Source organism: Microbacterium sp. LWH3-1.2, from assembly GCF_040675855.1.
Lineage (GTDB): Bacteria > Actinomycetota > Actinomycetes > Actinomycetales > Microbacteriaceae > Microbacterium.
Map to the genome: position 1 here is coordinate 1,968,849 of NZ_JBEGIK010000001.1, position 24,553 is coordinate 1,993,401.

The 24,553-nt window shown below is 71.5% G+C and carries 24 protein-coding genes; 13 read left to right on the forward strand and 11 right to left on the reverse strand.

Annotated elements, in window-relative coordinates:
- Positions 1-33: 33 nt before the first annotated feature.
- The 3 genes from MRBLWH3_RS09025 to MRBLWH3_RS09035 are packed head-to-tail and all read right to left on the reverse strand — an operon-like array spanning position 34 to position 2,989.
- Positions 34-1,242 carry an ABC transporter permease gene (locus tag MRBLWH3_RS09025; RefSeq protein WP_363430771.1) on the reverse strand — a complete coding sequence of 403 codons (1,209 nt, stop codon included), beginning with the start codon at positions 1,240-1,242 and terminating at the stop codon, positions 34-36.
- Positions 1,239-2,063, reverse strand: a complete 825-nt coding sequence (locus tag MRBLWH3_RS09030) for an ABC transporter ATP-binding protein (RefSeq protein ID WP_363430774.1) — start codon at positions 2,061-2,063, stop codon at positions 1,239-1,241. The genes MRBLWH3_RS09025 and MRBLWH3_RS09030 overlap by 4 nt, the downstream gene beginning before the upstream one ends.
- Complete coding sequence (locus MRBLWH3_RS09035; protein ID WP_363430777.1) at positions 2,060-2,989, reverse strand: efflux RND transporter periplasmic adaptor subunit; 930 nt, start codon at positions 2,987-2,989, stop codon at positions 2,060-2,062. The genes MRBLWH3_RS09030 and MRBLWH3_RS09035 overlap by 4 nt, the downstream gene beginning before the upstream one ends.
- A 234-nt stretch (positions 2,990-3,223) precedes the next feature.
- Here MRBLWH3_RS09035 and secA point away from each other — a divergent pair, with 234 nt between their 5' ends.
- The 3 genes from secA (at position 3,224) to MRBLWH3_RS09050 (ending at position 7,800) form a co-directional block, all read left to right on the forward strand.
- Positions 3,224-6,061 carry a preprotein translocase subunit SecA gene (gene secA / locus MRBLWH3_RS09040; RefSeq protein ID WP_363430780.1) on the forward strand — a complete coding sequence of 946 codons (2,838 nt, stop codon included), beginning with the start codon at positions 3,224-3,226 and terminating at the stop codon, positions 6,059-6,061.
- A gap of 81 nt (positions 6,062-6,142) precedes the next feature.
- On the forward strand, positions 6,143-7,369 hold the full coding sequence (locus MRBLWH3_RS09045) for a pyridoxal phosphate-dependent aminotransferase (RefSeq protein ID WP_363430783.1): 1,227 nt from the start codon (positions 6,143-6,145) through the stop codon (positions 7,367-7,369).
- 74 nt (positions 7,370-7,443) lie between these two features.
- Positions 7,444-7,800, forward strand: a complete 357-nt coding sequence (locus MRBLWH3_RS09050) for a hypothetical protein (RefSeq protein ID WP_363430785.1) — start codon at positions 7,444-7,446, stop codon at positions 7,798-7,800.
- 106 nt (positions 7,801-7,906) lie between these two features.
- Here the strand turns inward: MRBLWH3_RS09050 and MRBLWH3_RS09055 are convergent, their stop codons facing one another.
- Entirely contained in the window at positions 7,907-8,347 is a 441-nt protein-coding gene (locus tag MRBLWH3_RS09055; protein ID WP_363430788.1) for an Rv3235 family protein, read from the reverse strand.
- 129 nt (positions 8,348-8,476) lie between these two features.
- On the opposite strand from MRBLWH3_RS09055, the gene MRBLWH3_RS09060 reads away from it, so the two are divergent.
- Positions 8,477-9,085, forward strand: coding sequence for a hypothetical protein (locus tag MRBLWH3_RS09060; protein ID WP_363430790.1), 609 nt, complete (start codon positions 8,477-8,479; stop codon positions 9,083-9,085).
- A 42-nt stretch (positions 9,086-9,127) separates the two neighbouring features.
- On the opposite strand, the gene MRBLWH3_RS09065 is transcribed toward MRBLWH3_RS09060, so the two are convergent.
- Entirely contained in the window at positions 9,128-9,409 is a 282-nt protein-coding gene (locus MRBLWH3_RS09065) for an excisionase family DNA-binding protein (protein ID WP_363430792.1), read from the reverse strand.
- A 98-nt stretch (positions 9,410-9,507) separates the two neighbouring features.
- Here MRBLWH3_RS09065 and MRBLWH3_RS09070 point away from each other — a divergent pair, with 98 nt between their 5' ends.
- From MRBLWH3_RS09070 to MRBLWH3_RS09080, 3 genes are read left to right on the forward strand one after another with little or no spacing between them, the layout of a single operon-like run.
- Entirely contained in the window at positions 9,508-10,140 is a 633-nt protein-coding gene (locus MRBLWH3_RS09070) for a hypothetical protein (protein ID WP_363430794.1), read from the forward strand.
- Positions 10,137-11,450 (forward strand): AAA family ATPase, encoded by a 1,314-nt coding sequence (locus MRBLWH3_RS09075; RefSeq protein WP_363430796.1) that lies wholly within the window; start codon positions 10,137-10,139, stop codon positions 11,448-11,450. The genes MRBLWH3_RS09070 and MRBLWH3_RS09075 overlap by 4 nt, the downstream gene beginning before the upstream one ends.
- Positions 11,451-11,473: 23 nt before the next feature.
- Positions 11,474-12,958, forward strand: a complete 1,485-nt coding sequence (locus tag MRBLWH3_RS09080; RefSeq protein WP_363430799.1) for a sensor histidine kinase — start codon at positions 11,474-11,476, stop codon at positions 12,956-12,958.
- Between the two features lie 64 nt (positions 12,959-13,022).
- Here MRBLWH3_RS09080 and MRBLWH3_RS09085 read toward each other — a convergent pair whose 3' ends face one another.
- Positions 13,023-13,271 carry a WhiB family transcriptional regulator gene (locus tag MRBLWH3_RS09085; protein ID WP_018171995.1) on the reverse strand — a complete coding sequence of 83 codons (249 nt, stop codon included), beginning with the start codon at positions 13,269-13,271 and terminating at the stop codon, positions 13,023-13,025.
- A 259-nt stretch (positions 13,272-13,530) separates the two neighbouring features.
- Between MRBLWH3_RS09085 and MRBLWH3_RS09090 the strand changes: the two genes are divergently transcribed.
- Positions 13,531-13,941 (forward strand): histidine kinase, encoded by a 411-nt coding sequence (locus MRBLWH3_RS09090; protein WP_363430802.1) that lies wholly within the window; start codon positions 13,531-13,533, stop codon positions 13,939-13,941.
- Between the two features lie 15 nt (positions 13,942-13,956).
- Here the strand turns inward: MRBLWH3_RS09090 and bcp are convergent, their stop codons facing one another.
- From bcp to aroA, 3 genes are all read right to left on the reverse strand, one after another.
- A complete protein-coding gene (bcp, locus tag MRBLWH3_RS09095) occupies positions 13,957-14,427 on the reverse strand; it encodes a thioredoxin-dependent thiol peroxidase (RefSeq protein WP_363430805.1) in 471 nt (156 codons plus the stop codon).
- 9 nt (positions 14,428-14,436) lie between these two features.
- Positions 14,437-15,516 (reverse strand): ribosome small subunit-dependent GTPase A, encoded by a 1,080-nt coding sequence (gene rsgA / locus MRBLWH3_RS09100; RefSeq protein WP_363430808.1) that lies wholly within the window; start codon positions 15,514-15,516, stop codon positions 14,437-14,439.
- An 86-nt stretch (positions 15,517-15,602) separates the two neighbouring features.
- Positions 15,603-16,976: a 3-phosphoshikimate 1-carboxyvinyltransferase gene (gene aroA / locus MRBLWH3_RS09105; RefSeq protein ID WP_363430811.1), complete on the reverse strand. Its 1,374-nt coding sequence runs from the start codon at positions 16,974-16,976 to the stop codon at positions 15,603-15,605.
- A 167-nt stretch (positions 16,977-17,143) separates the two neighbouring features.
- Between aroA and MRBLWH3_RS09110 the strand changes: the two genes are divergently transcribed.
- Entirely contained in the window at positions 17,144-17,761 is a 618-nt protein-coding gene (locus tag MRBLWH3_RS09110) for a sigma-70 family RNA polymerase sigma factor (RefSeq protein ID WP_363430814.1), read from the forward strand.
- Complete coding sequence (locus tag MRBLWH3_RS09115; RefSeq protein WP_363430817.1) at positions 17,758-18,000, forward strand: zf-HC2 domain-containing protein; 243 nt, start codon at positions 17,758-17,760, stop codon at positions 17,998-18,000. The genes MRBLWH3_RS09110 and MRBLWH3_RS09115 overlap by 4 nt, the downstream gene beginning before the upstream one ends.
- Positions 18,001-18,216: 216 nt before the next feature.
- On the opposite strand, the gene MRBLWH3_RS09120 is transcribed toward MRBLWH3_RS09115, so the two are convergent.
- Together MRBLWH3_RS09120 and MRBLWH3_RS09125 are read right to left on the reverse strand one after the other, a co-directional pair.
- A complete protein-coding gene (locus MRBLWH3_RS09120; protein ID WP_363430820.1) occupies positions 18,217-19,122 on the reverse strand; it encodes a diacylglycerol kinase in 906 nt (301 codons plus the stop codon).
- Positions 19,119-20,792, reverse strand: a complete 1,674-nt coding sequence (locus MRBLWH3_RS09125; protein ID WP_363430823.1) for an FAD-binding oxidoreductase — start codon at positions 20,790-20,792, stop codon at positions 19,119-19,121. The genes MRBLWH3_RS09120 and MRBLWH3_RS09125 overlap by 4 nt, the downstream gene beginning before the upstream one ends.
- A 34-nt stretch (positions 20,793-20,826) precedes the next feature.
- Here MRBLWH3_RS09125 and MRBLWH3_RS09130 point away from each other — a divergent pair, with 34 nt between their 5' ends.
- The 3 genes from MRBLWH3_RS09130 (at position 20,827) to MRBLWH3_RS09140 (ending at position 24,553) form a co-directional block, all read left to right on the forward strand.
- Positions 20,827-21,411 carry a TetR/AcrR family transcriptional regulator gene (locus MRBLWH3_RS09130; protein ID WP_363430825.1) on the forward strand — a complete coding sequence of 195 codons (585 nt, stop codon included), beginning with the start codon at positions 20,827-20,829 and terminating at the stop codon, positions 21,409-21,411.
- The gene (locus MRBLWH3_RS09135) at positions 21,408-22,967 is read left to right on the forward strand and encodes a glycerol-3-phosphate dehydrogenase/oxidase (RefSeq protein WP_363430828.1); all 1,560 of its coding nucleotides are present in this window, start codon (positions 21,408-21,410) and stop codon (positions 22,965-22,967) included. The genes MRBLWH3_RS09130 and MRBLWH3_RS09135 overlap by 4 nt, the downstream gene beginning before the upstream one ends.
- A 188-nt stretch (positions 22,968-23,155) precedes the next feature.
- Complete coding sequence (locus tag MRBLWH3_RS09140) at positions 23,156-24,553, forward strand: APC family permease (protein ID WP_363430831.1); 1,398 nt, start codon at positions 23,156-23,158, stop codon at positions 24,551-24,553.

Consider the following 24,553-nt stretch of genomic DNA (forward strand, 5'->3'; position numbering starts at 1 on the left):
CTCCTTCGGGTGGAGGGGCAGAAGCCTGAACGGCTAGAAGCGGAGGGCGTCGATGACGTTGGAACGCACGGCCATGAGCGCCGGGATGAAGCCGGCCAGTGCGCCGATCGCGACGGCTGCGACCAGTCCGGTGACCGCGGCGCGCACCGGAAACGGCGGGATGTCCTGCAGGCCGGAGAACATGTCCATCACGAACGGCGCCTTCAGGACCGCGACCGCTATCGCGATGCCGATCACGCCCGCCACCGCCGTCGCCACGACGCTCTCGAGCAGGACCGACGTGAATATGCGTCCCTGCGTCGCGCCGAAGCTGCGCCGCACGCCGATCTCGCGGATGCGCTGGCGCATCGCGACGAGCTGGATGTTGACGAGCCCGAGACCGCCGAGGAGCAGCACCAGGCCGGCGATGCCGCCCGTGACGGCTTCGAAGACGGCCATCGAGCTCTGCGCGTCGGGCCGGGAGGCCCAGTCGGTGCGGCTGACGTTGACCTGGATGTCATCCTGGCCGGCACGCAGATCCGCCGCGAGCACGGGCCCGAGGTCGGCGACGCCGTCCTGGGGCACCCACGTCTCCCACGCGATCATGGCGTCCGCCGGCAGGGCATCGCGGCGCGCGGCGTAGGAGACGAACATGAGCGTCACGCGCTTCTCCTCGTCGCCGGCGTACAGCCGGGGCGTCACGCCGACGACCGTGTACTGCCCGGTGAGGTCGCCCTGCAGGGTCAGCGCGAATCCCGGCCCGAGCGCGGGGCGGCCGTAGACGTCCCACAGTGCCTCGGTGATCACGACCGGGGGAGCGAGCAGCTCGGCGTCCGCGTCCTGGAACCACCGCCCCTCGAGCACGGGGGAGCGGTGGATCACCGCGTACGCGGGGTCGACGAGGCGCGCCATCACCGGCCGCACCTGCTCGGGCGTCTGCACCTGCAACTGCACCGGGTCGACGATGCGCGTGAGGTGCGAGAACGAGTACCTCTCCGCGACGCGGTCGAGGTGGGCGTCGAACGACTCCCAGTCCATCGGCGCACCGTCGGCGCGCGACGCCGTGATCGACAGCGTGGCAGGTCTCCCGCCGCTCTGGTCGGACTGCTCCGCCATCTGCTGCCGCTGGTACTCGCTGAGGGCGACGACGGCGGTCAGCGCGCCGACCGAGACCGCGATGCCGATGAGGCTCAGCAGCACCCGCAGTTTATGGTGGCGCAGCTCCGACCACGCTTCGCCCAGCGCTCCGATGAGGCCGCTCACGACGTCACCTCCGCATGCTCCGGTTCGCCGTCCCGCGTTGCGACGTCGACGGATGCCTCGGCTTCGGCATCCGGCTCCTCCACGCTGGCCGCGAGCTCAGGTGCGGACGAGTCCGCCGACGGTGCCGGCGTGCTGCCGAGGTCGAACGGCGTGAGCACACCGGCCTCGAGGCGGTAATGCCGCCGGGCGCGGGCGGCGACGTGAAGGTCGTGCGTGATCGTCACGAGCGCGGCGTCGGCCTTGGAGGCGATGTCGTCGAGGAGTTCCATGACCGTCCCGCCCGTCTCGACGTCGAGGGCGCCGGTGGGCTCGTCGGCGAGGATCAGCGCGGGGCGACGGACGAGGGCGCGGGCGATCGCCACGCGCTGCTGCTCGCCGCCCGACATCTGCTCCGGCGTGGACTCGACGCGATGGCCGAGGCCGACCCGCTCGAGCATCTCGGTCGCGGTGCGCCGGCGGCGCCAGAACTCCCGGCCGGTCGCGTAGCCGAGCGGCATCTCGACGTTCTCGAGCGCCGTACGCCCCGCGAGCAGGTTGAACTGCTGGAAGACGAAGCCCACGTTGCGCCCACGCAGTCTGTCGAGCTTGCCGCGCCTCATCTTCCGGACCGGTTCCCCGCGGAACCACACCGCGCCCTCGGAGGGGCGGTCCAGCATGCCCATCAGATTCAAGAGCGTGGACTTGCCGGAGCCGCTGCGCCCGACGATCGCGACGTGGTCTCCCGCGGCAACGGCGAGGTCGATGCCGCGCAGGATGTCGAGGCGGCTGTCGTCGGGGAGGAGCACGTGCTTGGCGACGCCTTCGAGGCGGACGAGGGTCACCAGCTCCACCCCGCGGGCTCGCAGTACTCGCCGCCCATGCCGTCGTCGTAGCAGACGGGGTCCTCGCCCGCGAGGACGCCGGGCACGTACTGGCGCACCTGCTCGCCCTCCTCGAGGCCTGCGGTCACCTCGACGATGGCCCCGTCGCTCACCCCGAGCGCGACGTCCCGTTCCTCCAGCTCCCCGGTGCCGGCATCCACCCAGACGACGCCGGTTCCCGACCCGCCCTTGACGGCGGTCGTCGGCACGACGAGCACGTCCGAGACGGTGCCGAGGTCGATGTCGAGCTGCGCCTGCAGCCCCGCGAAGACGACCTGATCGGCCGGCACTGCGCAGGTGACGGTGGTGGTGCCGTCCTCGGCGACGGAGACCTTGAGTCCGGTGCACGTGAAAGGCGCGGGGCCGCCCTGGATCGTCACGGATCCCTCCGACGGCGCACCCTGCAGGCGGTACAGCTGCACCGGGTCGACCGTGGCCTGTACGTGGAACCGGGCGGGCGTCAGCGAGGAGAGCTCGCCGCCGATCGAGGCGGGCTGCCCCTTCACGACGGTGATCTCGGTCACGTCGCCCGCCTCGGGAGCCAGGACATCGATGTTCTTGACAGGGTCGGCCTGCTTGATGGTGAAGAGCTTCTGCCCCGCCGTGACCGTCTGCCCTTCGCCGACATGCACCGCAGTGACGGTGCCGTCGATCTCCGAGCGGATCGGATACCCGCCATCCCTGGCGATCGTGCCCGGCAGGCTGAGTGCGTTGGTGACGGCCCCCCGCTCGACGGGGACGACCGGATCGGCGATCTGCGCGGAAGGCTGTGCCGCGGCGGCGGGCGCCGCGTCGGGGAGGAAGGCGATCTTCACCAGCGCGGCCGCGGCGATTCCCAGCACGAGCACCAGCAGGATCGGGAAGATCCATCGACGCCAGACAACCATGTCGCACCTCTCCGTAGGGCATACCGAGTATGTAGTCACCGAGTATATGCATACCCGGAATGCAACCGAACGGAATGCGGCACTCCTGCGCGTGTCGCGCGTGCTCACGACTGCACACCCAGCGCACACCAAGGTCACGGGTGGATAACATAGGCAGGTATGCCTGGGGCCATGCACCCGGGCGGCACTGGCGCCGTTGCGTCGCTCCCGAAAGCCAGAAGATGGAGACACTCCGTGGCCAACCCCCTCGAGAAACTGCTTCGCGCCGGTGAGGGTCGCATCCTCCGGCGGCTCCAGCAGGTCGTGAAGGCCGTCGGCGCCCTCGAAGAGGACTACGAGCACCTCACTGACGAGGAGCTGCGCGGGGAGACCGCCGAGCTGCGGGCCCGCTACCAGGCCGGCGAGACGCTCGACCAGCTCATGCCCGAGGCGTTCGCAGCCGTCCGAGAGGCCGCGAAGCGCACGCTCGGCCAGCGCGCCTACGACGTGCAGATCATGGGCGGCGCCGCCCTGCACCTCGGCAACATCGCCGAGATGAAGACCGGTGAGGGCAAGACGCTCACCGGCGCCTTCCCCGTGTACCTCAATGCGATCGCGGGCGAGGGCGTGCATGTCGTCACGGTCAACGACTTCCTCGCGTCGTACCAGTCCGAGCTCATGGGCCGCATCTACCGCGCGCTCGGCATGACGACCGGAACGATCGTCGCCGGCCAGACGCCGGAGGTGCGCCGGGAGCAGTACAACTGCGACATCACGTACGGCACGAACAACGAGTTCGGCTTCGACTACCTGCGCGACAACATGGCGTGGCGCAAGGAGGACCTCGTCCAGCGCGGTCACTTCTACGCCATCGTCGACGAGGTCGACTCGATCCTCATCGACGAGGCGCGTACACCGCTCATCATCTCGGGGCCCTCGTCGGGCGAGGCGAACCGCTGGTTCGTCGAGTTCGCGAAGATCGCGAAGACGCTCGACGCGGGCGTCGATTACGAGGTCGACGAGAAGAAGCGCACCATCGGCGTCCTCGAGCCCGGCATCGAGAAGGTCGAGGACTACCTCGGAATCGACAACCTGTACGAGTCGGCGAACACGCCGCTCATCTCGTTCCTGAACAACTCGATCAAGGCGCTGGCGCTCTTCAAGCGCGACACCGACTACGTCGTGATGAACGACGAGGTCATGATCGTCGACGAGCACACCGGCCGCATCCTGGTCGGCCGCCGCTACAACGAGGGCATCCACCAGGCGATCGAGGCCAAGGAAGCCGTGCCGGTCAAGGCCGAGAACCAGACGCTCGCCACCGTCACGCTTCAGAACTACTTCCGTCTGTACGACAAGCTCGCAGGCATGACGGGTACCGCCGAGACCGAGGCGGCCGAGTTCATGTCCACCTACCAGCTCGGTGTCGTGCCGATCCCGACGAACAAGCCCATGATCCGCAAGGACCAGGCGGACCTCGTCTACAAGAACGAGACGGCGAAGTTCGCGCAGGTCGTCGAAGACATCGCCCAGCGCCACGAGGCGGGCCAGCCCGTGCTCGTCGGTACCGTGAGCGTCGAGAAGAGCGAGTACCTTTCGCGCCTGCTGGCGAAGAAGGGCATCAAGCACGAGGTCCTGAACGCGAAGAACCACGCGCGCGAGGCCGAGATCGTCGCGCGCGCCGGGCGCCTGGGCGCTGTCACGGTCGCCACCAACATGGCCGGCCGCGGCACCGACATCATGCTCGGCGGCAACGCCGAGTTCCTCGCGGTGCAGGAGATGAAGACGAAGGGCCTCGACCCCGTCGAGACGCCCGACGAGTACGAGGCCGAGTGGGACGCCGTGTACGAGTCCATGCGCGACCGCGTCGCCCAGGAGAGCACCAAGGTCGTCGAGGCCGGAGGCCTGTACGTCCTCGGCACCGAGCGCCACGAGTCGCGACGCATCGACAACCAGTTGCGCGGTCGCTCGGGCCGTCAGGGCGACCCCGGTGAGAGCCGTTTCTACCTGTCGCTCACCGACGACCTCATGCGCCTCTTCCAGTCTGGCGCGGCCGAGGCGATCATCGCCCGCACCAACTTCCCCGACGACGTCGCGATCGAGTCGGGCATGGTCACGCGCGCGATCAAATCGGCGCAGAGCCAGGTCGAGGCGCGCAACGCCGAGATCCGCAAGAACGTCCTCAAGTACGACGACGTCCTCAACCGCCAGCGTGAGGCGATCTACTCCGACCGTCGCCACATCCTGCAGGGCGACGACATCGCCGACCGCGTGCAGCACTTCATCGAAGACGCCATCAACGCTGTCATCGACGACCACACCGGCGCGGGTCACAGCGAGAACTGGGACTTCGACGCGCTGTGGACGGAGCTCAAGACCCTCTACCCGGTCGGCGTGACCATCGACGAGGTCGTGGCCGAGGCCGCCGGTCGCAAGGGCGGCATCACCTCGGAGGGCCTGAAGCGCGAGATCCTCTCCGACGCGCGCATCGCATACGACACACGGCAGAACACGCTCGGCGAGGCTGCGACGCGCGAGCTCGAACGTCGCGTCGTGCTGCAGGTGCTCGACCGCCGCTGGCGCGACCACCTCTACGAGATGGATTATCTCAAGGACGGCATCGGCCTGCGCGCGATGGCCCAGCGCGACCCGCTCATCGAGTACCAGCGCGAGGGCTACCAGATGTTCCAGGCGATGATGGGGCAGATCAAGGAGGAGTCGGTCGGCTACCTCTACAACCTCGAGGTCGAGGTCCGCCGTCAGGGCGAGGCCGGAGCCGAGCAGGTCACTCAGGTCGAGGCCAAGGGTCTCGGCGCCCAGCCCGTCGACAACCAGCGCCTGCAGTACTCGGCGTCGAACGACGCCGGCGAGGTCGAGGTGCGCAACGACCGCGGCCAGGTGCAGCAGGCGGCGACCTCCCGCCTGCGTCAGGCGACGGCCGCCGCCGCCGCGGCACCCGCCCAGCAGCACGCGCCTGCCGCCGAGCCGCAGCGCGGCGCTTTCGGCCAGCGGACGGATGCCGAGGCGCCTGCTGTGGCGCCGGCGCCGCTGAACCGCGCGCAGCGTCGCGCGGCCGAGCAGCGAAAGAAGTAGGACACCCGTCAGGTGGCCCGCGCCGGAGCGCGGGCCACCTGACGTTCATTGGCCCTCCTCGGCCGCGGATATCCTGGGGCGATGAGTCCCCTCCGTCCCCTCGATCAGTCGAGCAAGCTCCAGAACGTTCTCTACGAGATCCGCGGAGCGGCACTGGCCGAGGCCGACCGGCTGCAGGACGAGGGGCACACGATCCTGAAGCTGAACACCGGCAACCCCGCGGTTTTCGGGTTCGAGGCGCCGTTCCAGATCGTGCGCGACATGATCGAGGCCGTGCCGCATGCGCACGGCTACAGCGACAGCAAGGGCATCATGTCGGCGCGGCGCGCCGTCGTGTCGCGGTACGAGCAGGTCCCCGGCTTCCCGCAGTTCGACCCCGACGACGTCTACCTCGGCAACGGCGTGTCCGAGCTCATCACGATGACGATGCAGGCCCTCCTCGACGAGGGCGACGAGGTGCTGATCCCGGCGCCGGACTACCCGCTGTGGACCGCGATGACCAGCCTCGCCGGCGGCACCCCCGTGCACTATCGGTGCGATCCCGACGACGGGTGGCAGCCTTCGCTGGAAGACATCCGCGAGAAGGTCACGCCGCGCACCAAGGCGATCGTCGTGATCAATCCGAACAATCCCACCGGCGCCGTCTACAGCCGCGAGGTGCTCGAGGGGATCATCGAGATCGCGCGCGAGAACTCGCTGCTGCTGCTCTCGGACGAGATCTACGACCGCATCCTGTTCGACGACGCGCAGCACATCCCGCTCGCGATGCTCGCGCCCGACCTGCTGTGCCTCACGTTCAACGGGCTCTCCAAGACGTATCGCGTGGCCGGCTACCGCTCCGGCTGGCTCGTCATCACGGGTCCCAAGAAGCACGCCGCCGGGTTCCTGGAGGGCATCCAGCTGCTGGCCTCCACGCGGCTGTGCCCGAACGTCCCGGCGCAGCACGCCGTGCAGGCGGCGCTGTCGGGGGTGCAGTCGATCGACGCGCTCATCGCCCCCGAGGGGCGCCTGCACGAGCAGCGGGATGCCGCATGGGAGGGCCTCGAGCGGATTCCCGGCGTGACGTGCCTCAAGCCTCAGGGCGCACTCTACGCGTTCCCGCGCCTCGACCCGAACGTGTACGAGATCCGCGACGACGCCAAGCTCGTCTACGACTTCCTCGTCGCCGAGCACGTGCTGCTCGTGCAGGGGACCGGCTTCAACTGGCCGACCCCCGACCATCTCCGCATCGTCACGCTGCCCGAGGCGCGCGTGCTGTCCGAGGCCGTCGAGCGTCTCGGCAACTTCCTCTCGTCGTACAAGCAGTGAAGCCACGGATGCCGCGGCCCGCGGCATCCGTCAACCCCCTCGCGTGACGGGGAACGGCGTCGTACCTTCGCGGCATGTCCATCGAACTGAACCAGCCGGCGCTGCGCCATGTGCGCGCGCTCATCCGGGACGGCAAGGTCGTGCGCGATGAACGCGACGATTGGTCGGAGGCCGCACCGACAGCCGACGAGGAGAACTCGTACATCGAACGAGAGGGATGGACGGAGTTCTCCCACTGGCACCTCGGCATCGACCACCGGGAGAACGAGGAGACGAAACAGGCGTATTCGTTCCCGGTGGGCGACTTCGCGAAGGTCCACCGGTCGGGTGTGATCGCGGCGGAGAGCCGTGCGGGTCAGCACGACCACTACGAGATCCGCGACGCTCTCCGGTCGCTGCTCGACCTCATCGACAAGGACGACAAGAGCTGACGACGGGACCGGCCGCATCGTCGAGGCCGGTTCCGTCGCCGGGTCGTGGGCGCCGGCGCAACGCGCGTGCGACGCCCTGCGGCGCGCGCGAACGTCGGCGGGTGCATCAGAGCAGCGCGAGCGAGGTCGCGCGCCAGCGGCCGTCCATGCCCTCTATCCGCACGGCGAGGGCGCGGGTCCGCGCCGGTCCGCGTACGACGACGACCGCTTCGATGATGCCGTCGGCGGGGGACGATTCGTGCACCGACATGATCGTGTGCACGGGGCGCTTCGCCGCCACGCCACGTGCGCTGCGCGCCCGCGTCGCGAGGTTCGCGCGCGTCAGGAGTTTGCGGTAAGCGTCCTCGGTGAGCCAGCGGGCGAGCTGGTCGACCTCACGCACACCCGCGAAGACCTCGAGCACGCCGACGGTGAGGTTGCGCAGGAACGTCTCCGGAGTGGGGAGAGCGGTGGACGGCGTCCGCTGCGGCGCGAAGAACTCTGCGACCTGCGCGCTGCTGCGGGACGCATACGGTACGCGGGCGGTGCCCGCGGGCGTCGGTGCCATGGGTGCCAATCTCGACAGGGGGATGTCTTCCCGGACAGTAGACCACACAGCGAACTCTCAGGAAAATCCGGCCCGGTCGGCTGTGGATAACTCGCGGACCGATCGACCGTGGTGCCCTACTCTCGCTGAGTGCGCTGGGACCGCTTCTTCGACGACCTGGAGGATCAGCTCGCCTCCGAATGGGAGGCGGAGCGCGCCGCGCTCGACACCGAAGCCGAGCGCCTGCGGCTCTCGCGAGTGCAGCTCTCGGAGCGGCTGACGCTGCTCGGGGCACGAGACGGGGTCGCGCCGACGGTCGCGTCGTTCGACCTCGCCGACGGCGCGACGCTGCGCGCGTCGGTGACGGGCGTGGGCGCCGACTGGGTCGCCCTGGCGCCGGCCGATGGGCCGGGCGGCGCGGTGATCGTGCCGTTCGCCGCGATCGGCGCGGTGGGGATGCCGCATGCCGACCTGCTGCGCACGGCGCGTCCTGCCCCGCCGCGCTCGCCCCTCGCCGATCGGCTCACCCTCGGTTTCGTCCTGCGCGACCTCGTGCGGCGACGGGCCGGTGTCGCGGTGCACCTCGTCTCGGGGCGGGTCCTCACCGGAACGATCGATCGCGCCGGCGCGGACCACCTCGACCTCGCGGTGCACGACCCGGGCGCGCCGCGGCGCGCCGACGCCGTCTCGGGCTATCGGCTGGTGCCCTTCACGGCGATCGGGTGGATCCGGGCCGACGCGGCGCCCCCGATCCCCTGACTGGCGATCGGCTCGACCGGCCGTGCATCCGCGGGTGCCGCGTCAGTCCGGGTGGCGGATGATGCTCCCGCCCCACAGCTCGGGGAAGCTGGCGTTCTGAGACTGACGCCAGAGCGCCATGCGCCGCGCCTCCTCGGCCTGATCGTCGAGGTATTCTCCGACGCTCGCCGCATCGATCCGCCAGCGTGCGGGGGAACCGACGCGCACTCCCCGGAGACGCCCTTCGTGGACCAGAGCCATGACCTCGTCGACAGACACGCCGAGCACCTCGCCCACCTGGGCAGGTGCGTAGAGACGCGCGTCGGACGTCGGGTCATCTGACATGCCCCCATTATGGACCCGCCTCTCCAGAGCAGGCCTGGCCGTCTCCCCCCTGTGGATAACGCCCGACGCTCTCGTCCCGGGTCGGCGACGATGGACGCATGACCGCCGCCCACGACCCCGTCCGCACTCCGCGCCGCGCCTTCTGGGGCGATGCGCGATTCTTTCTCGGCGTGCTCCTCGTGGCGGCATCCGTCGTCGGCGTATGGCTCGTCGTGTCGGCCGCGCGGCAGACCGGAGAGGTGTACGCGGCCGCGCACACGATCGTCCCGGGCGAGGCGATCGGCACCGGCGACCTGAAGGTCGTCGACGTCGCGCTCGGCACCCTCGCCGACACGTATCTCACGGCCGACGACCTCGATGATCCCGTGGTCGCGACCCGCACGATCGAGGCGGGCGAGCTGGTGCCCGTGGCGTCCGTCGGCGATCCCGCCTCGTCGCGCACCACGAGCGTCGTCGTCCGCAGCGCCGTCGACGTGCCGGCGTCGGTCGAAGCGGGCAGCGTCGTCGAAGTCTGGTCGGCTCCGCTGCGGGAACAGGGTGCGTACGACGAGCCGCGCATCCTCGTCGCCGACGCCACTGTCGTGTCGGTGACGCGGGACGACTCCATGATCGGCGGCGGCGCGGCCGCCCTCGAGCTCGTCATCCCGCGGTCCGACGTTCCCGCCGCGCTCGCCGCGATGGCCGACGAGTCAGCGCTGTCCATCGTCCCCACGACGGGATCCGGCTCGTGAGGGTCGTCATCGCCGTCGACGACGCACGGCTCCTCGCCGACGGGCTGCGGCGAGAGGGGATCGACGTGATCGCCGAGGTCCCGGCATCCGCTCCCGCCCTCGCTGCGGTGGACGGGATGCTGGGCGCCGACGCCGAGTCGATGCTCCGGGCTCTCGCCGACGCCGACGCGCTGGTGGTCGCGGTGTCGCGAGCCACGATGTCGCCCACCGTCGTCGCGCTCTGCGACCGCGCCGGGACGCGCGTCGTTCCCCTCGTCGAAGACGCCGCAGGGGAGCGGATCGCCGCGTCGTGCGGACTCGAGGTCCCGCTGAGCCTGCACGCCGAGCCGTGGCGCGTCGCCGAGGCGCTCTCGGCTGCGCCCCGGGCAACGGCCGCCTCAGCGCACGCGCGCCCTCTGCCGCGCGTGATCGCCGTGTGGGGTCCCGCCGGAGCACCCGGGCGCTCCACCGTCGCGGCGGAGCTCGCCGTCGAGCTCGCCCGCGGCGGACGCCACGTCGCGCTCGTCGACGCCGACACGCTCGCCCCGTCGCTCGCGCTGACGCTCGGCCTCGCCGACGAGGGCCCGGGATTCGCCGCCGCGTGCCGGCAGGCCGAACTCGGCGGCCTCGACGCGCGCGAGCTCACCCGCATCGCCGTACCGCTCGGTCGCACCGGCGTCGACGTGCTCACGGGGATCAACCGGCCATCCCGCTGGCCGGAGCTCAGCGACCGGCGCGTGGCCGCCGCCCTTGCCGCCTGCCGCGAATGGGCCGAGTACACGGTGGTCGACGTCGCTTCGTCGCTCGAGCGCGACGAAGAGATCATGAGCGACCTCGACGGCCCGCGCCGGAATGCTGCGACGCTCGCCGCACTGCGCGCCGCCGACCTCGTGGTGGCAGTGGTCGCGGCCGACCCCGTCGGCGTCGCACGGTTCCTGCGCGGACACGCGGACCTGCGCGCCACGATCGGCTCGACCCCGGTGGCGGTCGTCGCCAACCGGCTCCGCCCGGGAACGCTCGGCATCGACGCCCGCGGGCAGGTGCGCCGCACGCTGGACCGCTTCGGCGGCATCGAGGACGTGTGGTTCCTTCCGCAGGACCCGAGATCCGCGGATGCCGCGATCCTCACGTCGCAGCCGATCGCCGGCGTCGCACCGCGATCGCCGTTCACGCTCGCGCTGCGACGCTTCGTGGGCGAGGCGATCGTGCCCGCCCCGGAACCGCAGCGCGCCGGAGAGGCACGGCGCCGCGGCGTTCGCCGCACAGACGCCCGACGAGCCACGCGCGCCGGCGCGGACGACGTGGCACGTGTCGGCGAGCGGGTGGTGTGAGCCGGGCGCTCTAGGCTAGGTCCGTGTCGACCCTCAGCGATCTCGTTTACGCCCAGGGCCGCTCCAGTGACGAGGACGTGGAGTGGCTGCACCGCCTCGCGGGGGACGGCCAGCTCCTCGCCGATCTGGCTTTCGCCGACATCGTGCTGTGGGTGCCGACATCGGATGACTCGTTCGTCGCCGTCGCGCACACGCGCCCGGGCGGCGCGGCCACCCTCTTCTACCGCGACATCGTCGGCGACCGCGTACGGCCGCAGTGGCGCACGCAGGTGCGCGAGGCGTTCCAGACCGGCCGCATCGTCGACTCGGCCTCGCCGGACTGGTTCGAAGAGACGCCCACGCGTGTGCGCGCTGTCCCGGTGGCCCGCAGGAGCGGGAAAGGGGCGACGGTGATCGGCGTGATCACGCGCCACACCAACCTCGGCGAGGCGCGCACCCCCTCGAGGCAGCAGATCACCTTCAACGACTGCGCCGACGACCTGTTCGGCATGATCGCGTCGGGCGACTTCCCCGACCTGACGGCGCCGACCTCGCCGCGGCGCGGCGCACCGCGCGCGTCGGACGGCCTGGTGCGTCTCGACGTCGACGGCATCACGACGTTCGCGAGCCCCAACGCGCTGTCGGCGTTCAACCGGCTCGGCTTCGACGACGAGCTCGAGGGCGAGTCGCTGGTGGAGGTCGTGACGGGCATCCTCCCGACGAAGCGCCAGTTCGACGAGTCGCTGCCGGTCGTCGTCACCGGCCGCGCGCCGTGGCGCGCGGACCTCGAGGCCCGCGGCGTGACGGTCTCGCTGCGCACCATCCCGCTGCGCGATCACGGCACGCGCATCGGCGCGATCGTGCTGTGCCGCGACGTGACCGAGATCCGCCACCAGGAGCAGGAGCTCATCACCAAGGACGCGACGATCCGCGAGATCCACCACCGCGTCAAGAACAACCTGCAGACCGTCGCATCGCTCCTGCGGATACAGGCGCGCCGCTCGCACACCGAAGAGGCGCGCGACGCTCTCACCCAGGCGATGCGGCGCGTGTCGGCCATCGCCGTCGTGCACGACACGCTCTCGGAGGGCCTCGCGCAGAACGTCGACTTCGACGAGGTGTTCGCGCGTGTGCTCAAGCTCGTCGCCGAGGTCGCCGCTGCGCCCAACACGCGCGCGAAGACCCACTCCACGGGCCGCTTCGGCACATTGCCCAGCGAGTACGCCACGCCCCTCGCCCTCGCGCTCACCGAGCTCGTCACGAACGCCGTCGAGCACGGGCTCGCGGGGCAGGAGGGTGACGTCGAGATCATCGCGGAGCGCACCGACGACCGCCTCGAGGTGCGCGTGCGCGACACCGGGTCCGGCCTGCCGGAAGGTCAGGTCGGCCGCGGCCTCGGCACGCAGATCGTGCGCACCCTGATCCAGGGCGAGCTCGGTGGCACCATCGACTGGCACACCATCATGGGCAGCGGCACGGAGGTCACGATCGACATCCCGCTGCGCTACATCGAGCGCGCGAAGAGCTGACAGCGATGAGCGGATGCCGCTGGTCGCGGCATCCGCTCGATCGAAGCGCTGTGGGCGCCGGGTGTCAGGAGGCGCGGCGCGCGCGGGCGGCGCGCCGCTTGAGGGCGCGGCGCTCGTCCTCGGAGAGACCGCCCCACACGCCCGAGTCCTGGCCGGTCTCGAGGGCGTACTGCAGGCAGATCTCGGTGACGGTGCAGCGTGCGCACACCGACTTGGCCTTCTCGATCTGATCGACGGCGGGTCCGGTGTTCCCCACGGGGAAGAACAGTTCGGGGTCGACGGTCAGGCAGGCGGCCTTGTCGCGCCAGTCCATGGTGGTGCTCCTTGTGACAGAGGGGGTGGGGAATAGAGGTCCGGTTCGGGTCCGGTACCCTGTGGGATGTGCGAGAGGATCTCGCCCCACGTCGCTGTGGGAGCACACGGCTTCACCAATGGTCCCATAGCGGTTTACCTGAATCAAGGGTTGATCGGCGGGTTCGTGCAGGACTTGCTGAGTGTTCCCCGGGGGCTATGGAGGGATCGCACAAACCGCTGTCGGTGGAAGAAGGAGTCGACGGAGAATGCGGACAAACATGTCCGGAAGGATCGCCGCGGTGCTGGTGGGACTCGAGGGACTCGGCATCGCCGCGCTCACGGTACGTGAGATCGTCGCGATCGCCTCGGGCGACACCGGATCGATCGAGAGTGCCATCGCGCTGGCGGTGCTCACGCTCGTCGGCGCCACCGCGGTCATCGCGTTCGCCTTCGCCATCTGGCGCGGCCAGTCGTGGGGCCGCTCGGGCGGCATCGTCACGCAGCTGCTGATCCTCGCCGTCGCCTTCGGCGCCGCCACCGGCGCCTTCGCCGACCCGGCGCTCGGGCTCGCGCTCGCGGTCCCCGCTCTGGTGGTGCTGGTGCTGCTCCTGATCGCCGTGCGCGACGCCGGACGCGCCGCGCGCCGCCAGCGCGACGAAGACGCCGGCCGGCATGCTCCGGGGGCGTAGCGCCCAGGAGCCGTCTCAGACGCCCAGGAGCGTCCGCACGCGGGCGACGTGACCGGTCGCCCGCACGTTGTACAGCGCGTGCGTGATGCGGCCCTTCTCGTCGATGACGAACGTCGAGCGGATGACGCCCATGAACGTCTTGCCGTAGTTCACCTTCTCGCCCCACGCGGCGTACTTCTCGAGCACCTTGTGGCCGGGGTCGCTCAGCAGGTCGTAGGCGAGTCCGTCGCGCTCCCGGAACCGCCGGAGCTTCTCGGGCTCGTCGGGGGAGATGCCGAGCACCGTGTACCCGGCCGCCTGGAGCGGGGTGAGGCTGTCTCGGAAGTCGCACGCCTCCTTGGTGCAGCCCGGAGTCATCGCCGCGGGATAGAAGAACAGGATCACGCGTCCGCCCCGCAGGTCCTTGAGCGTCACCGCCTGCTCGTCCTGGTCGGGGAGCGTGAAGGCGGGAGCGAGGGAACCGGGTTCGAGGCGCGTCGTGGTCACCGTTCCACTCTAGGTCGCGGTGTCCTGGGCCTTCTTCGCGAAGGTCTCGAGCAGGCGCTGCAGCGAGTCGAGGCGGGCGGCGCCGCCCGGGCCGAGCCGGCCGGCCTCGACGGCCTCGACGATGGCGCAGTCCGGCGCGTCCGGCAGGTGCGTGCAGCCGCGCGGGCACTCCTGGGCGATCTCGTCGAGATCGGTGAAGGCGCGGAGGATGTTGGCGGGATTCACATGGCCGAGGCCGAACGAACGCACGCCGGGGGTGTCGATGACCCAGCCGTTGCCCCGCGCTCCGCCGTCGAGCGCCGCTCCGTGGTAGCGCAGCGACACGGTCGAGCTCGAGGTGTGCCGCCCGCGTCCGGTCACGACGTTGACGTGGCCGGTGGCGCGCTTCGCATCGGGCACGAGCGCGTTGACGAGCGTCGACTTGCCGACGCCCGAGTGCCCGACGAACACCGTCGAGTGGCCGATGAGCGCCGCGCCGATCCGCTCGAGCGGCATCTCCTCGCGCCCGCTGGTGAACACCTCGAGGTCGAGGCCGTCGAAGTGCGCGAGGAACTCTGCAGGGTCTGCCAGGTCGGTCTTCGTCACGACGAGGAGAGGGCGGATGCCGGCATCCAGTGCTGCGACGAGGTATCGGTCGACGAGCCTCGGGCGCGGCTCCGGGTCGGCCGCCGCGACGACCACGAGCATCTGGTCGGCGTTGGCGACGATGACGCGCTCGACCTGGTCGGTGTCGTCGGCGCTGCGCCGCAGGAGCGAGGTGCGGTCCTCGATGCCGACGATGCGTGCGAGAGTGCCCTCGTCCCCTGATGCGTCGCCGACGACGCGGGCACGGTCGCCCGTGACGATCGGCGTCTTGCGCAGTTCGCGCGCGCGAGCGGCGAGCACGGTGCGCTCGGTCGGGAGGTCTTCGTCCACCAGCACGGTGTAGCGACCGCGGTCGACGCCGAGCACGCGCGCGATCTCGGCGTCGCTGTGCGCCGGACGGCGCTTGGTGCGAGGACGGTTCGCCTTCGGGTTCGGCCGTACCCGGACGTCCGCCTCGTCGAACCCCGGTTCGTCGTCGTCCTCGAAGTCGTCGAGCCAGCTCACGGTGTCGTCCCGCTCATCGGGTGATCCCGGGTCGGTTCACGCTGCTCATCCCGATCGCCCCGCGAACCCCTGCGCGCGCCGCCGTCTCACGAGGCGCGCATCGTCTCCTCGGAGAGCCCGCCCTCGGCGTGCTCGCCGTCGAGCATCCGCTGCCAGATCTGCGGGAACTCGGGCATCGTCTTGGCGGTCGTGCCGATGTCGTCGACCTCGACGCCGGGGACGGCCAGGCCGATGAGGGCGCCCGTCGTCGCCATGCGGTGGTCGTGGTACGCATGCCAGGTCCCGCCGTGGAGCGGGCGTGGCACGATGCGGATGCCGTCCGGCAGCTCCTCGGCCTCGCCGCCGAGGCTGCGCAGCTCCGCGACGAGGGCCGCGATGCGGTCGGTCTCATGGCCGCGGATGTGGCCGATGCCGTGCAGGGTGGATGGGGAGTCGGCGAAGGCCGCGAGCGCGAAGATCGTGGGGGTCAGCTCGCCCGCGGCGGACAGGTCGAGGTCGACGCCTTGGATCGCGGGACCCGCGGTCACGGTCAGGGAGCCCCCGCGGCGCACCGCGCGGGCGCCCATGAGGGAGAGGATCTCGGTCAGCATCGCACCGGGCTGGGTGGAGTGCGCGGGCCAGCCGGTGACCGAGACGGAGCCGCCCGCGACCATCGCGGCTGCGAGGAAGGGCGCCGCGTTCGACAGGTCGGGCTCGATCGCCACGTCCTTGCCGCGGATCGGGCCGGCAGGCACGATCCACTCGCCGACACCGGGACGCTCGACGTGCACGCCGCGATGCCCGAGGGCCTCGACGGTCATGTCGATGTGCGGGATGCTCGGCAGCCGCTCGCCGGAGTGGCGCAGCTGCAGGCCGACGTCGAAGCGGGGCGCAGCGAGCAGGAGGCCCGACACGAACTGGCTCGACGCGCTGGCGTCGATCGTCACCTCGCCGCCGCGCACGTGACCGTGGCCGCGGATGATGAAGGGGAGCGCCCAGTGGCCGCCGTCGTCGATGTCGACCCCGACGTCGCGCAGCGCCGTGATCATGGCACCCATCGGGCGGTGCAGCGCGCTCTCGTGCGCCGTAAGGGTGACGTCGCCGCGGGCGAAGCCGCCGAGGCCGGCGACGAAGCGCATGACGGTGCCCGCCTGGCCGCAGTCCACGACGGTGTCGCCGTGCAGCGGCCACACCGGCGTCACCTCGATGTCGTCGCCGTAGAGCCCGGTGCCCTCGACGAGCTCGATGCCGACGCCGAGCGAGCGCAGCGCATCGATCATGCGTGCGGAGTCGTCGGAGTGCAGCGGCGAGATCAGGCGGCTCGGTCCGTCGGCGAGTGCGGCGAGGATCAGCTCGCGATTCGTCAGCGATTTCGAGCCGGGGACGGTCACCGTGGCGTGCAGTGCGCCGTCCGCGACGGGCGCGGGCCAGTGACCGCGCTCGATCGGCGCGGAGGGCGGGGAATACGCGTCGGCTGTCATCGGGTTCTACCCTACTGAACCCGGTGGGCACCAGCCGGGAGCAACCTACCGAGCGGAGCCGGATGTTCGCCACTCTCGAGCGCCTCGATCACGAGGCGCCCCTCCTGGCCGGGCGTGACGCGCACGTCTCAGGTCGTGTGCAAGAGCCCGCCGTAGACTGGCGCGTGATGAGCGACTCGACCGACCAGGCTGCGCAGGCGGACCAGGACCAGGATCCCCGCACGCAGTTCGAAGAGCAGGCGCTGCCCTTCATGGACCAGCTGTATGCCGCGGCCATGCGGATGACGCGCAACCCCGCCGATGCGGCCGACCTCGTGCAGGAGACCTTCGTCAAGGCGTTCGCCTCGTGGAAGACCTTCACGCAGGGGACCAACCTCAAGGCGTGGCTGTATCGCATCCTGACGAACACCTATATCAACACCTACCGCAAGAAGCAGCGCGAGCCGTACCAGGGCACGATCGACGACCTCGAGGACTGGCAGCTCGGCGGTGCCGAGTCCACCACCGCGACGAGCACCCGCTCGGCCGAGGCTGAGGCGATCGACCACATGCCCGCGTCGGTCGTCAAGGACGCGCTGCAGTCCATCCCGGAGGACTTCCGGCTGGCGGTGTACCTCGCCGACGTCGAGGGCTTCGCCTACCAGGAGATCGCCGACATCATGAAGACCCCCATCGGCACGGTCATGAGCCGTCTGCACCGTGGCAGGCGGATGCTGCGTGAACTGCTGGCCGATTACGCGAAAGAGCGCGGCATCACCCCGGCCGCCACGAGGAGCACGAAATGACCGACTGCGGCTGTGAGAAGGCCCGGCGCGACCTGGAGGAGTACCTGCGCCACGAGGTCTGCAAGACCGAGCAGAGCGACATCGCGGAGCACCTGGCGAACTGCGAGGGCTGCCGCGACGAGGCGCTCGTCGCGACCACGTTGACCGAGGTGCTGGCGCGCGCCTGCAAAGAGAGCGCGCCCGAGGAGCTGCGTGACCAGGTGCTGGCCAAGCTCCGGGCGGCCCAGGCGACGCACTGACGCCCGACGCGTCAGTCGAGACCGAGCGAGGCGGTGGCGCGCACGACATCGCGGCGGCTCGCCATGCCGAGTTCGGCAACACGGCACAGGCGTGATGATCGGCCGTCTTCGGCGAGATGAAGAGCTCGTGTGCCAGTTCGGCGTTGGCGAGGCCGCACGCGACCGGGCGAGCGGCGGGAGTTCCCCATGTTCTCCGGGCGGATCCGCCCAGCCTCCTCAGCTGGCGGGCGTGAAGATGGTGAGCGCGCCGGGCGCCACATCGACGGTCAGCGGCAGCGGGCCGATCGGGTCGCCGTCGGCGTAGGCCGTGACCCCCGGCGACGCCAGCCGCACCGAGCGCACCCGCCGCATGGAGACTTCGGCGACGTTCGCGTGCGTGCCCTGGTACACCCGGGGAAGCAGGCGCAGCAGACGCAGCCGGCCGGCGGGACGCACGAGGACGACGTCGAGCAGGCCGTCGGCCGGGTCGGCCACGGGACAGATCGGAATGCCGCCGCCATACGTGCGTCCGTTGCCCACGGTCGCCATCACCAGGTCGCCGCGCATCTCTTCGCGAGTGCCGTCCGCGAGCTCCAGATCCACCTCGTACGGGATGCCGGCGAGCGTCAGGAACTCGACGAGGATCGCGATGTTGTACCGTGATCCGCCCCGCGGCCACCGCATCGCGTTCGCGCGATCGTTGACCTTGGAGTCGAACCCGCTGGCGAGGACGGACCCGAAGTACCGCGTCGACCCGTCCCCGCGCGTCACCCGCGCGACGTCGATCGTGCGCGTGACGCCCCCCGCGATCGCGTCGGCCGCCGCCGTCACGTCGAGCTCTCGCAGCCCGAGCGTCGCCGCGAAGTCGTTGCCGGTGCCCGACGGCACGATTCCGAGGGGGATGCCGCTGCACGCGACCTCCTGGATCGCGAGGTTCACGGTTCCGTCGCCGCCCGCGACCACGACGGCATCGACGCCGACATCGATCGCGGTCCGCAGCAGCGCGGACGACTCCGCCGCGCTGCCGCCGCTCAGGATCGACGTCTGCACGCCGTGCGCGCGCAGGCGTTCGGCGGCCTTCGTGGCGGCACCGGTGTGCGCTCCGGCGCGGGCCGCGGGGTTGACGAGCAGCGCGACCCTCACGCGCGCTCCGCCGCGTCCGCAGCGGGCGCGATCAGTGCGCCGGGGTTCATGATGCCCCGGGGATCGAGCACGTTCTTCACCGCGCGCAGCACGTCGACCCCGAGCGGGCCGATCTCCGCCTCGAGATACGGCCGATGATCGCGCCCCACGGCGTGATGGTGGGTGATCGTGCCGTGGGCGTCGCCGATCGCACGGGACGCGGCATCCTTCGCCCTCATCCACTGGGCCTGCGGATCGTCGGTGAGCGCGGCGACCACCGTGAAATAGAGCGAGGCGCCCGCCGGGTAGACGTGCGAGATGTGGCACAGCACGATCGGCTTGGTTCCCGAGTCCGTGAGGCTCTCGGTGAGCGCGGCGGTCGCGGCGCTCTTGAGAGCGGGCAGGTTCGCCCAGGTCGTCGCGGTCTCGAGCGTCTCGGCGAGGACGCCGAGGTCCATGAGGGAGTCGCGCAGCGCGGGCGAGGCGAAGCGGCCGCGCTCCCACGAGAGCGCGGGGTCCTCGCCGCGCGATGTCGCGCCATGAGCCCGGAAGACGGCGTCGAGCGCATCGCGCGTGGCCTCGGCCTCGGCGCGCGTCGCACCCTCGAAGGTGGCGACGGCGAGGCAGCCGCGCATCCGGGTGAGGTGTCCGCCCATCGCGGCGTTCACGCGCGTCTCGGTCTGGTCGCTCAGCCGCAGGACGGTGGGACGGATGCCGCGCTGCGTGGCCTCGCGGAACGCCGACGCGCCGGCGGTGAAGTCCGGGAACGACCAGGCGCGGTACGCGGTAGCCGCCGGCACCCGGCGCACGCGGACCGTGACCTCGGTGAGGACCCCGAAGGCGCCCTCCGAGCCGAGGAACAGCTCGCGCAGGTCGGGGCCGGCGGCGCTCGCGGGGGAGCGCCCGAGGTCGAGGTCTCCGGCCGGAGTGGCGACGCGCAGCGCGTGGACGAGGTCGTCGAAGCGGCCGTAGCCGCGCGAGGCCTGGCCGCTCGAACGCGTCGCCGCATACCCGCCGAGGGAGGCGTACAGGAAGCTCTGCGGGAAGTGGCCGAGCGTGTAGCCGCGGGCACCGAGCAGTTCCTCGGCCTGAGGACCGGTCGTGCCCGCGCCGAACGTCGCGAGGAGCGACACCTCGTCGAGCGCGAGGAGCGCCGCGGTGCGGCTGAGGTCGAGGGCGATCACGGCGCGCTGCGCGCCGCGCACGGGGTCCACGCCGCCCACGACCGAGGTGCCCCCGCCGAAGGGCACGACGGCGATGTCGCGGTCGCCGCACACGCGCAAGGCAGCGGCGACCTCGTCGTGGGCCCTGGGGGAGACCACCGCGTCCGGCGCGGCCTGCGGCTCGTCGAGGCGGCGACGCAGCAGGTCGCGCGTGCTCTTGCCGCCGAGGTGGAGCAGTCGCACCGCATCGTCGCGCGACGCCGCATCGGCGCCGACCACCGCGGCGAGGGCGGCGAGGTCGTCATCGGGCAGCAGCGACGGCGTGAGGACGGGCTCGGCGCGGCGCGGCACGGGGTGCGCCTTGCCGGGAAGCAGCGTCGCGACGATCGCCCTGGCGGCGGCCGGGAGGCGGGCCGGTTCGGACCCCCACGCGTCCCAGTCGCCGCGTGGGCGCGGCGTCGGGATGGCGACGGGCCGCGCCGGGGTCGCGGGGTCGCCGGGGGAGTCGGTGTGCACCGTCGCAGCCATGGCGACAGTATGACACATTATGTATGGTTGTCACATGGCCGATGGAGTGCCCGACACCGAGACCGCGATCCTCGACGCCGCGCTGGCCGAGGTGCTGGCGCACGGCATCCGTCGGACGACGGCATCCGACATCGCGCGTCGCTGCGGGATCGCCCGGCAGACGCTCTACCGGTACTGGCCCGACGCCCAGGCGGTGTTCGCCGCCCTCGTCACGCGCGAGCTCGTCGCCGCGCTACCCGCCCAGGCGGGGGAGTCCGGCGACCTCGGCGAGCTCGTCGCGCTGCTCGTCGAGACGGCCGACCGCGTGCGGCGTCTGCCCCTCGTCGACCGCCTGCGCGACACCGACCCGGAGCTGTTCGCCCGTTACATCCTCGACCGGCTGGGAACGAGCCAGCGCGCGATCCACGCGGAGACCGCCCGGCGCATCGAGGCGGGGCAGCGCGCGGGCTACGTTCGCGCGGGAGAACCGCGCCAGCTCGCGGCCATGGTGCTGCTGGTCGCGCAGTCCGCCGTGCAGTCCGCCCCGCTCGTCGCCGAGTGGCTGCCCGAGAGAGCCTGGCGCGCCGAGCTCGCCCACGCGCTGCGGGGCTACCTGGCGCCCGCCTTGGGGGAGCAGTGACGACGCGGATCGTGGGGCGCACGCCCGGCCCGTCGGCGCTCTCGGCTGCTCGGCGGGCGCGCGAACTCGACGCCCTCACCGGCGAGCGCGAGCTCGACGTGCTCGTCATCGGCGGCGGCATCACCGGAGCCGGGATCGCGTTGGATGCTGCGAGCCGGGGCCTGCGCACCGTACTGGTCGAGCGGCACGACCTCGCGCACGGCACCAGCCGCTTCAGCTCCAAGCTCGTGCACGGCGGCCTGCGGTATCTGGCGTCGGGCGAGGTCGGGATCGCGTACGAGAGCGCGACCGAGCGGCACATCCTCCTCACCCGCACCGCGCCGCACCTGACGCGCGCGCTCGCGCAGGTCGTTCCGCTGCACGAGCCCGGCCACGTCGTGCGCGGGGCGTACATCGGCATGGGGTACGAGCTCGGCGACGGCCTGCGCCGTGCCGTCGGAACGCCCGGATCGCTGCTGCGGCCGCCCGGCGCGATCGGCCGCGGCGCGACGCTCGCGCTCGCTCCCGCGGTTCGCGCCGAGGGTCTGCGCGGCGGCGTGCGCGGGTGGGACGGGCAGCTCATCGACGATGCCCGGCTCGTCGTCGCCGTCGCGCGGACGGCCGCCGGGTACGGGGCATCCGTCCTCACCCGTGTCGAGGCCGTCGAGGTCACGGGGCGCGAGGCGACCCTGCGCGACATCGTGACCGGCGAGACGCTCCGCGTGCACGCGCGCGCCGTCGTGGGTGCGACGGGCGTGTGGGCGGGCGAGCTCGACCGAGACGTGCGGCTGCGTCCGAGTCGCGGCACGCACCTCGTGGTGTCGACGGCCCGCCTCGGCGGTTCGGACGCGTCGCTCACCGTGCCGATCCCCGGCTCGTCGAGCCGGTTCGTCTTCACACTGCCCGCGCAGCATGGCCGCACCTACATCGGCCTCACGGATGTGCCTGCCGACGGGCCCGTCCCCGATGTGGCGCACGCGACCGAGGCCGAGGTCGACATGCTCCTCGGCACGCTCAACACGGTGCTCGAGGAGCCTCTCGCGCGCAGCGACGTGCTCTCGACCTTCGCCGGGCTGCGCCCGCTGCTCGCCGGGGCGGACGACCACGACACCAGCGACCTCTCCCGCCGCCACGCGATCACCGAGTCCGCGAGCGGCGTCCTCAGCATCGTCGGAGGCAAGCTCACGACTTACCGGCGGATGGCAGAGGACGCCGTCGACGCCGTGATACGCCGCGACCCCGGGTTCGCGTCCCGCCCGTCGGCCACCCGCTCCATACCGCTCGTCGGTGCGTGGCCCCGGCACCGCCTCGGCGAGATCGCCGCGGCGCCGCGTCTGGTGCGCCGGTTCGGCGCCGAGGCGCCCTACGCGGCCGCTCTCCCGCCAGGCCCGTCCGCCGCGCGCGGTGTGACGGCGCAGGAGCTCGAGTGGGGCGTGCGCATCGAGGGCGCCCTGAGCATCGCCGACCTCCTCGACCGGCGGACGCGCCTCGGCCTCGTCGACACCGACCGCGAGGCGTCGACGGATGCCGCCGCCGCCGCCTTCGTCCGCGCCGGCGTCGACCCGCTCGAGGTCTGAGCCGCGGCGTCCCGCGCGTCCTCAATTGAGGAGCTGCGCCGAGGTCAGGGCCGACACGCCCTCGCTGGCTCCGCATCTCGGCGCAGAACCTCGATTGAGGATCGCGGCTGCGAGGGTTGGCAGGAATCCGCACCAGGTCGGCGGCGCAGGCGCGGCCGGGTGTCGCACATCCCCGCCACACTGGGACGGTGACTCGAAGCGGAAAGCGCGGGGGCCTCGGAGTGGTCCAGGGCACGGCGCTCTACATCGCGTCGGTGCTCGGCACCGGGCTCCTCGTGCTTCCCGGTCTGGCAGCCGACGTGGCGGGCCCGGCGTCCGTCGTGTCGGTGCTCGCCGTGATCGTTCTCGCGGTGCCCCTCGCGGGCACCTTCGCGGCGCTCGCCGCGCGCTACCCCGATCCCGGCGGGGTCGCGAGCTACGTGCGCCGCGCGCTCGGCAGCACCGCCGCCCGCGCGACGGGCTACTGGTTCTACTTCGGGGTGGCCGCAGGGTTCCCGGTGCTCGCGTTCCTCGGCGCCGAGTACCTGTCGGCGATCCTGCACATCGATCGCGACGCAGTGCCGATACTCCTGTTCGCGATCCTCGTGCCGCCGTTCGCCGTCAACATGCTCGGCGTGCGCGTCGCCGGCTGGGTGCAGTTCGTACTCACCGGGCTCCTCGTCGGCATCGTCGTCTTCGTCGTCGCCACGGCGTTCCCCGCGGTCGAGGCGGCGAGCTTCTCGCCGTTCCTGCCCCACGGGTGGGCGGGCGTCGGCACAGCGATCAGTCTCTTCGTCTGGGCGTTCGCCGGCTGGGAGGTGGGCACGCACATCTCGGGAGAGTTTCGCGACCCGCGCCGCAGCATCCCGATCGCCACCGCCATCGCGCTCGTCGTGACAGGCCTCGCGTACCTGCTGCTGCAGGTCGTGACCGTTGGCGTGCTCGGCGAGGATGCGGGTGCCGGCGCGGTGCCGCTGCTCTCGCTCGCCGACGCCGTCGCGCCGGGATTCGGACCCACCGCCATCGGCGCCATCGCGGCGATCGTCGTCCTGGGCGTGATGAACGCGTACCTCGCCGCGTTCGGCAAGCTGGGGGCCTCGCTCGCATCATCGGGCGATCTGCCCCGCGTGCTCGCGCCGGGAGCCGAGTCGGGCGGGGTCCCCCGGCGCGCTCTCCTGCTGACGTTCATCATCGCGATGGTCTACTGCGCGATCGCGCTCGCCACCGGCGGTGACCTGCAGACGTTCATCCTCATCCACACCAGCAACATGGTGTCGATCTACGCCGCCGGCATGATCGCCGCGACCCTCATCCTGCCGCGCTTCACCGCGGGCTGGTTCATGGCGGTCGTCGCCGCGGTGCTGTCGATCGGCCTGCTGCTCCTGGCGGGAGCGAATCTGCTCCCGGCCGCCGCGCTCGCGCTCGCCGCGATCCTCGTCACGGTGTTCAAGCTGCTTCGTCGCTCGCAGCGACCCGCAGACCCCGCGCCCGACGACGAGGCGATCGGTGGCGGCCAGGCCGCAGATCCCGGGGCCTTCGTCGAGGTGAAGACGACGATCGTCCCGGCTGAACGCAGTTCGGCCCTGGACTCCTCAGCGCAGAGCTGA

Bases quoted from the DNA above. Each gene is read 5' to 3' on its own strand.
- MRBLWH3_RS09125 (WP_363430823.1), bottom strand. From the start codon at position 20,792: ATGGCTGCGACGGTGCACACCGACTCCCCCGGCGACCCCGCGACCCCG.
- MRBLWH3_RS09085 (WP_018171995.1), bottom strand. From the start codon at position 13,271: ATGGACTGGCGCGACAAGGCCGCCTGCCTGACCGTCGACCCCGAACTG.
- MRBLWH3_RS09045 (WP_363430783.1), top strand. From the start codon at position 6,143: ATGAGTCCCCTCCGTCCCCTCGATCAGTCGAGCAAGCTCCAGAACGTT.
- MRBLWH3_RS09065 (WP_363430792.1), bottom strand. From the start codon at position 9,409: ATGTCAGATGACCCGACGTCCGACGCGCGTCTCTACGCACCTGCCCAG.
- MRBLWH3_RS09130 (WP_363430825.1), top strand. From the start codon at position 20,827: ATGGCCGATGGAGTGCCCGACACCGAGACCGCGATCCTCGACGCCGCG.
- aroA (WP_363430811.1), bottom strand. From the start codon at position 16,976: ATGACAGCCGACGCGTATTCCCCGCCCTCCGCGCCGATCGAGCGCGGT.
- MRBLWH3_RS09050 (WP_363430785.1), top strand. From the start codon at position 7,444: ATGTCCATCGAACTGAACCAGCCGGCGCTGCGCCATGTGCGCGCGCTC.
- MRBLWH3_RS09035 (WP_363430777.1), bottom strand. From the start codon at position 2,989: ATGGTTGTCTGGCGTCGATGGATCTTCCCGATCCTGCTGGTGCTCGTG.
- MRBLWH3_RS09090 (WP_363430802.1), top strand. From the start codon at position 13,531: ATGTCCGGAAGGATCGCCGCGGTGCTGGTGGGACTCGAGGGACTCGGC.
- MRBLWH3_RS09110 (WP_363430814.1), top strand. From the start codon at position 17,144: ATGAGCGACTCGACCGACCAGGCTGCGCAGGCGGACCAGGACCAGGAT.
- MRBLWH3_RS09055 (WP_363430788.1), bottom strand. From the start codon at position 8,347: ATGGCACCGACGCCCGCGGGCACCGCCCGCGTACCGTATGCGTCCCGC.
- MRBLWH3_RS09115 (WP_363430817.1), top strand. From the start codon at position 17,758: ATGACCGACTGCGGCTGTGAGAAGGCCCGGCGCGACCTGGAGGAGTAC.
- MRBLWH3_RS09070 (WP_363430794.1), top strand. From the start codon at position 9,508: ATGACCGCCGCCCACGACCCCGTCCGCACTCCGCGCCGCGCCTTCTGG.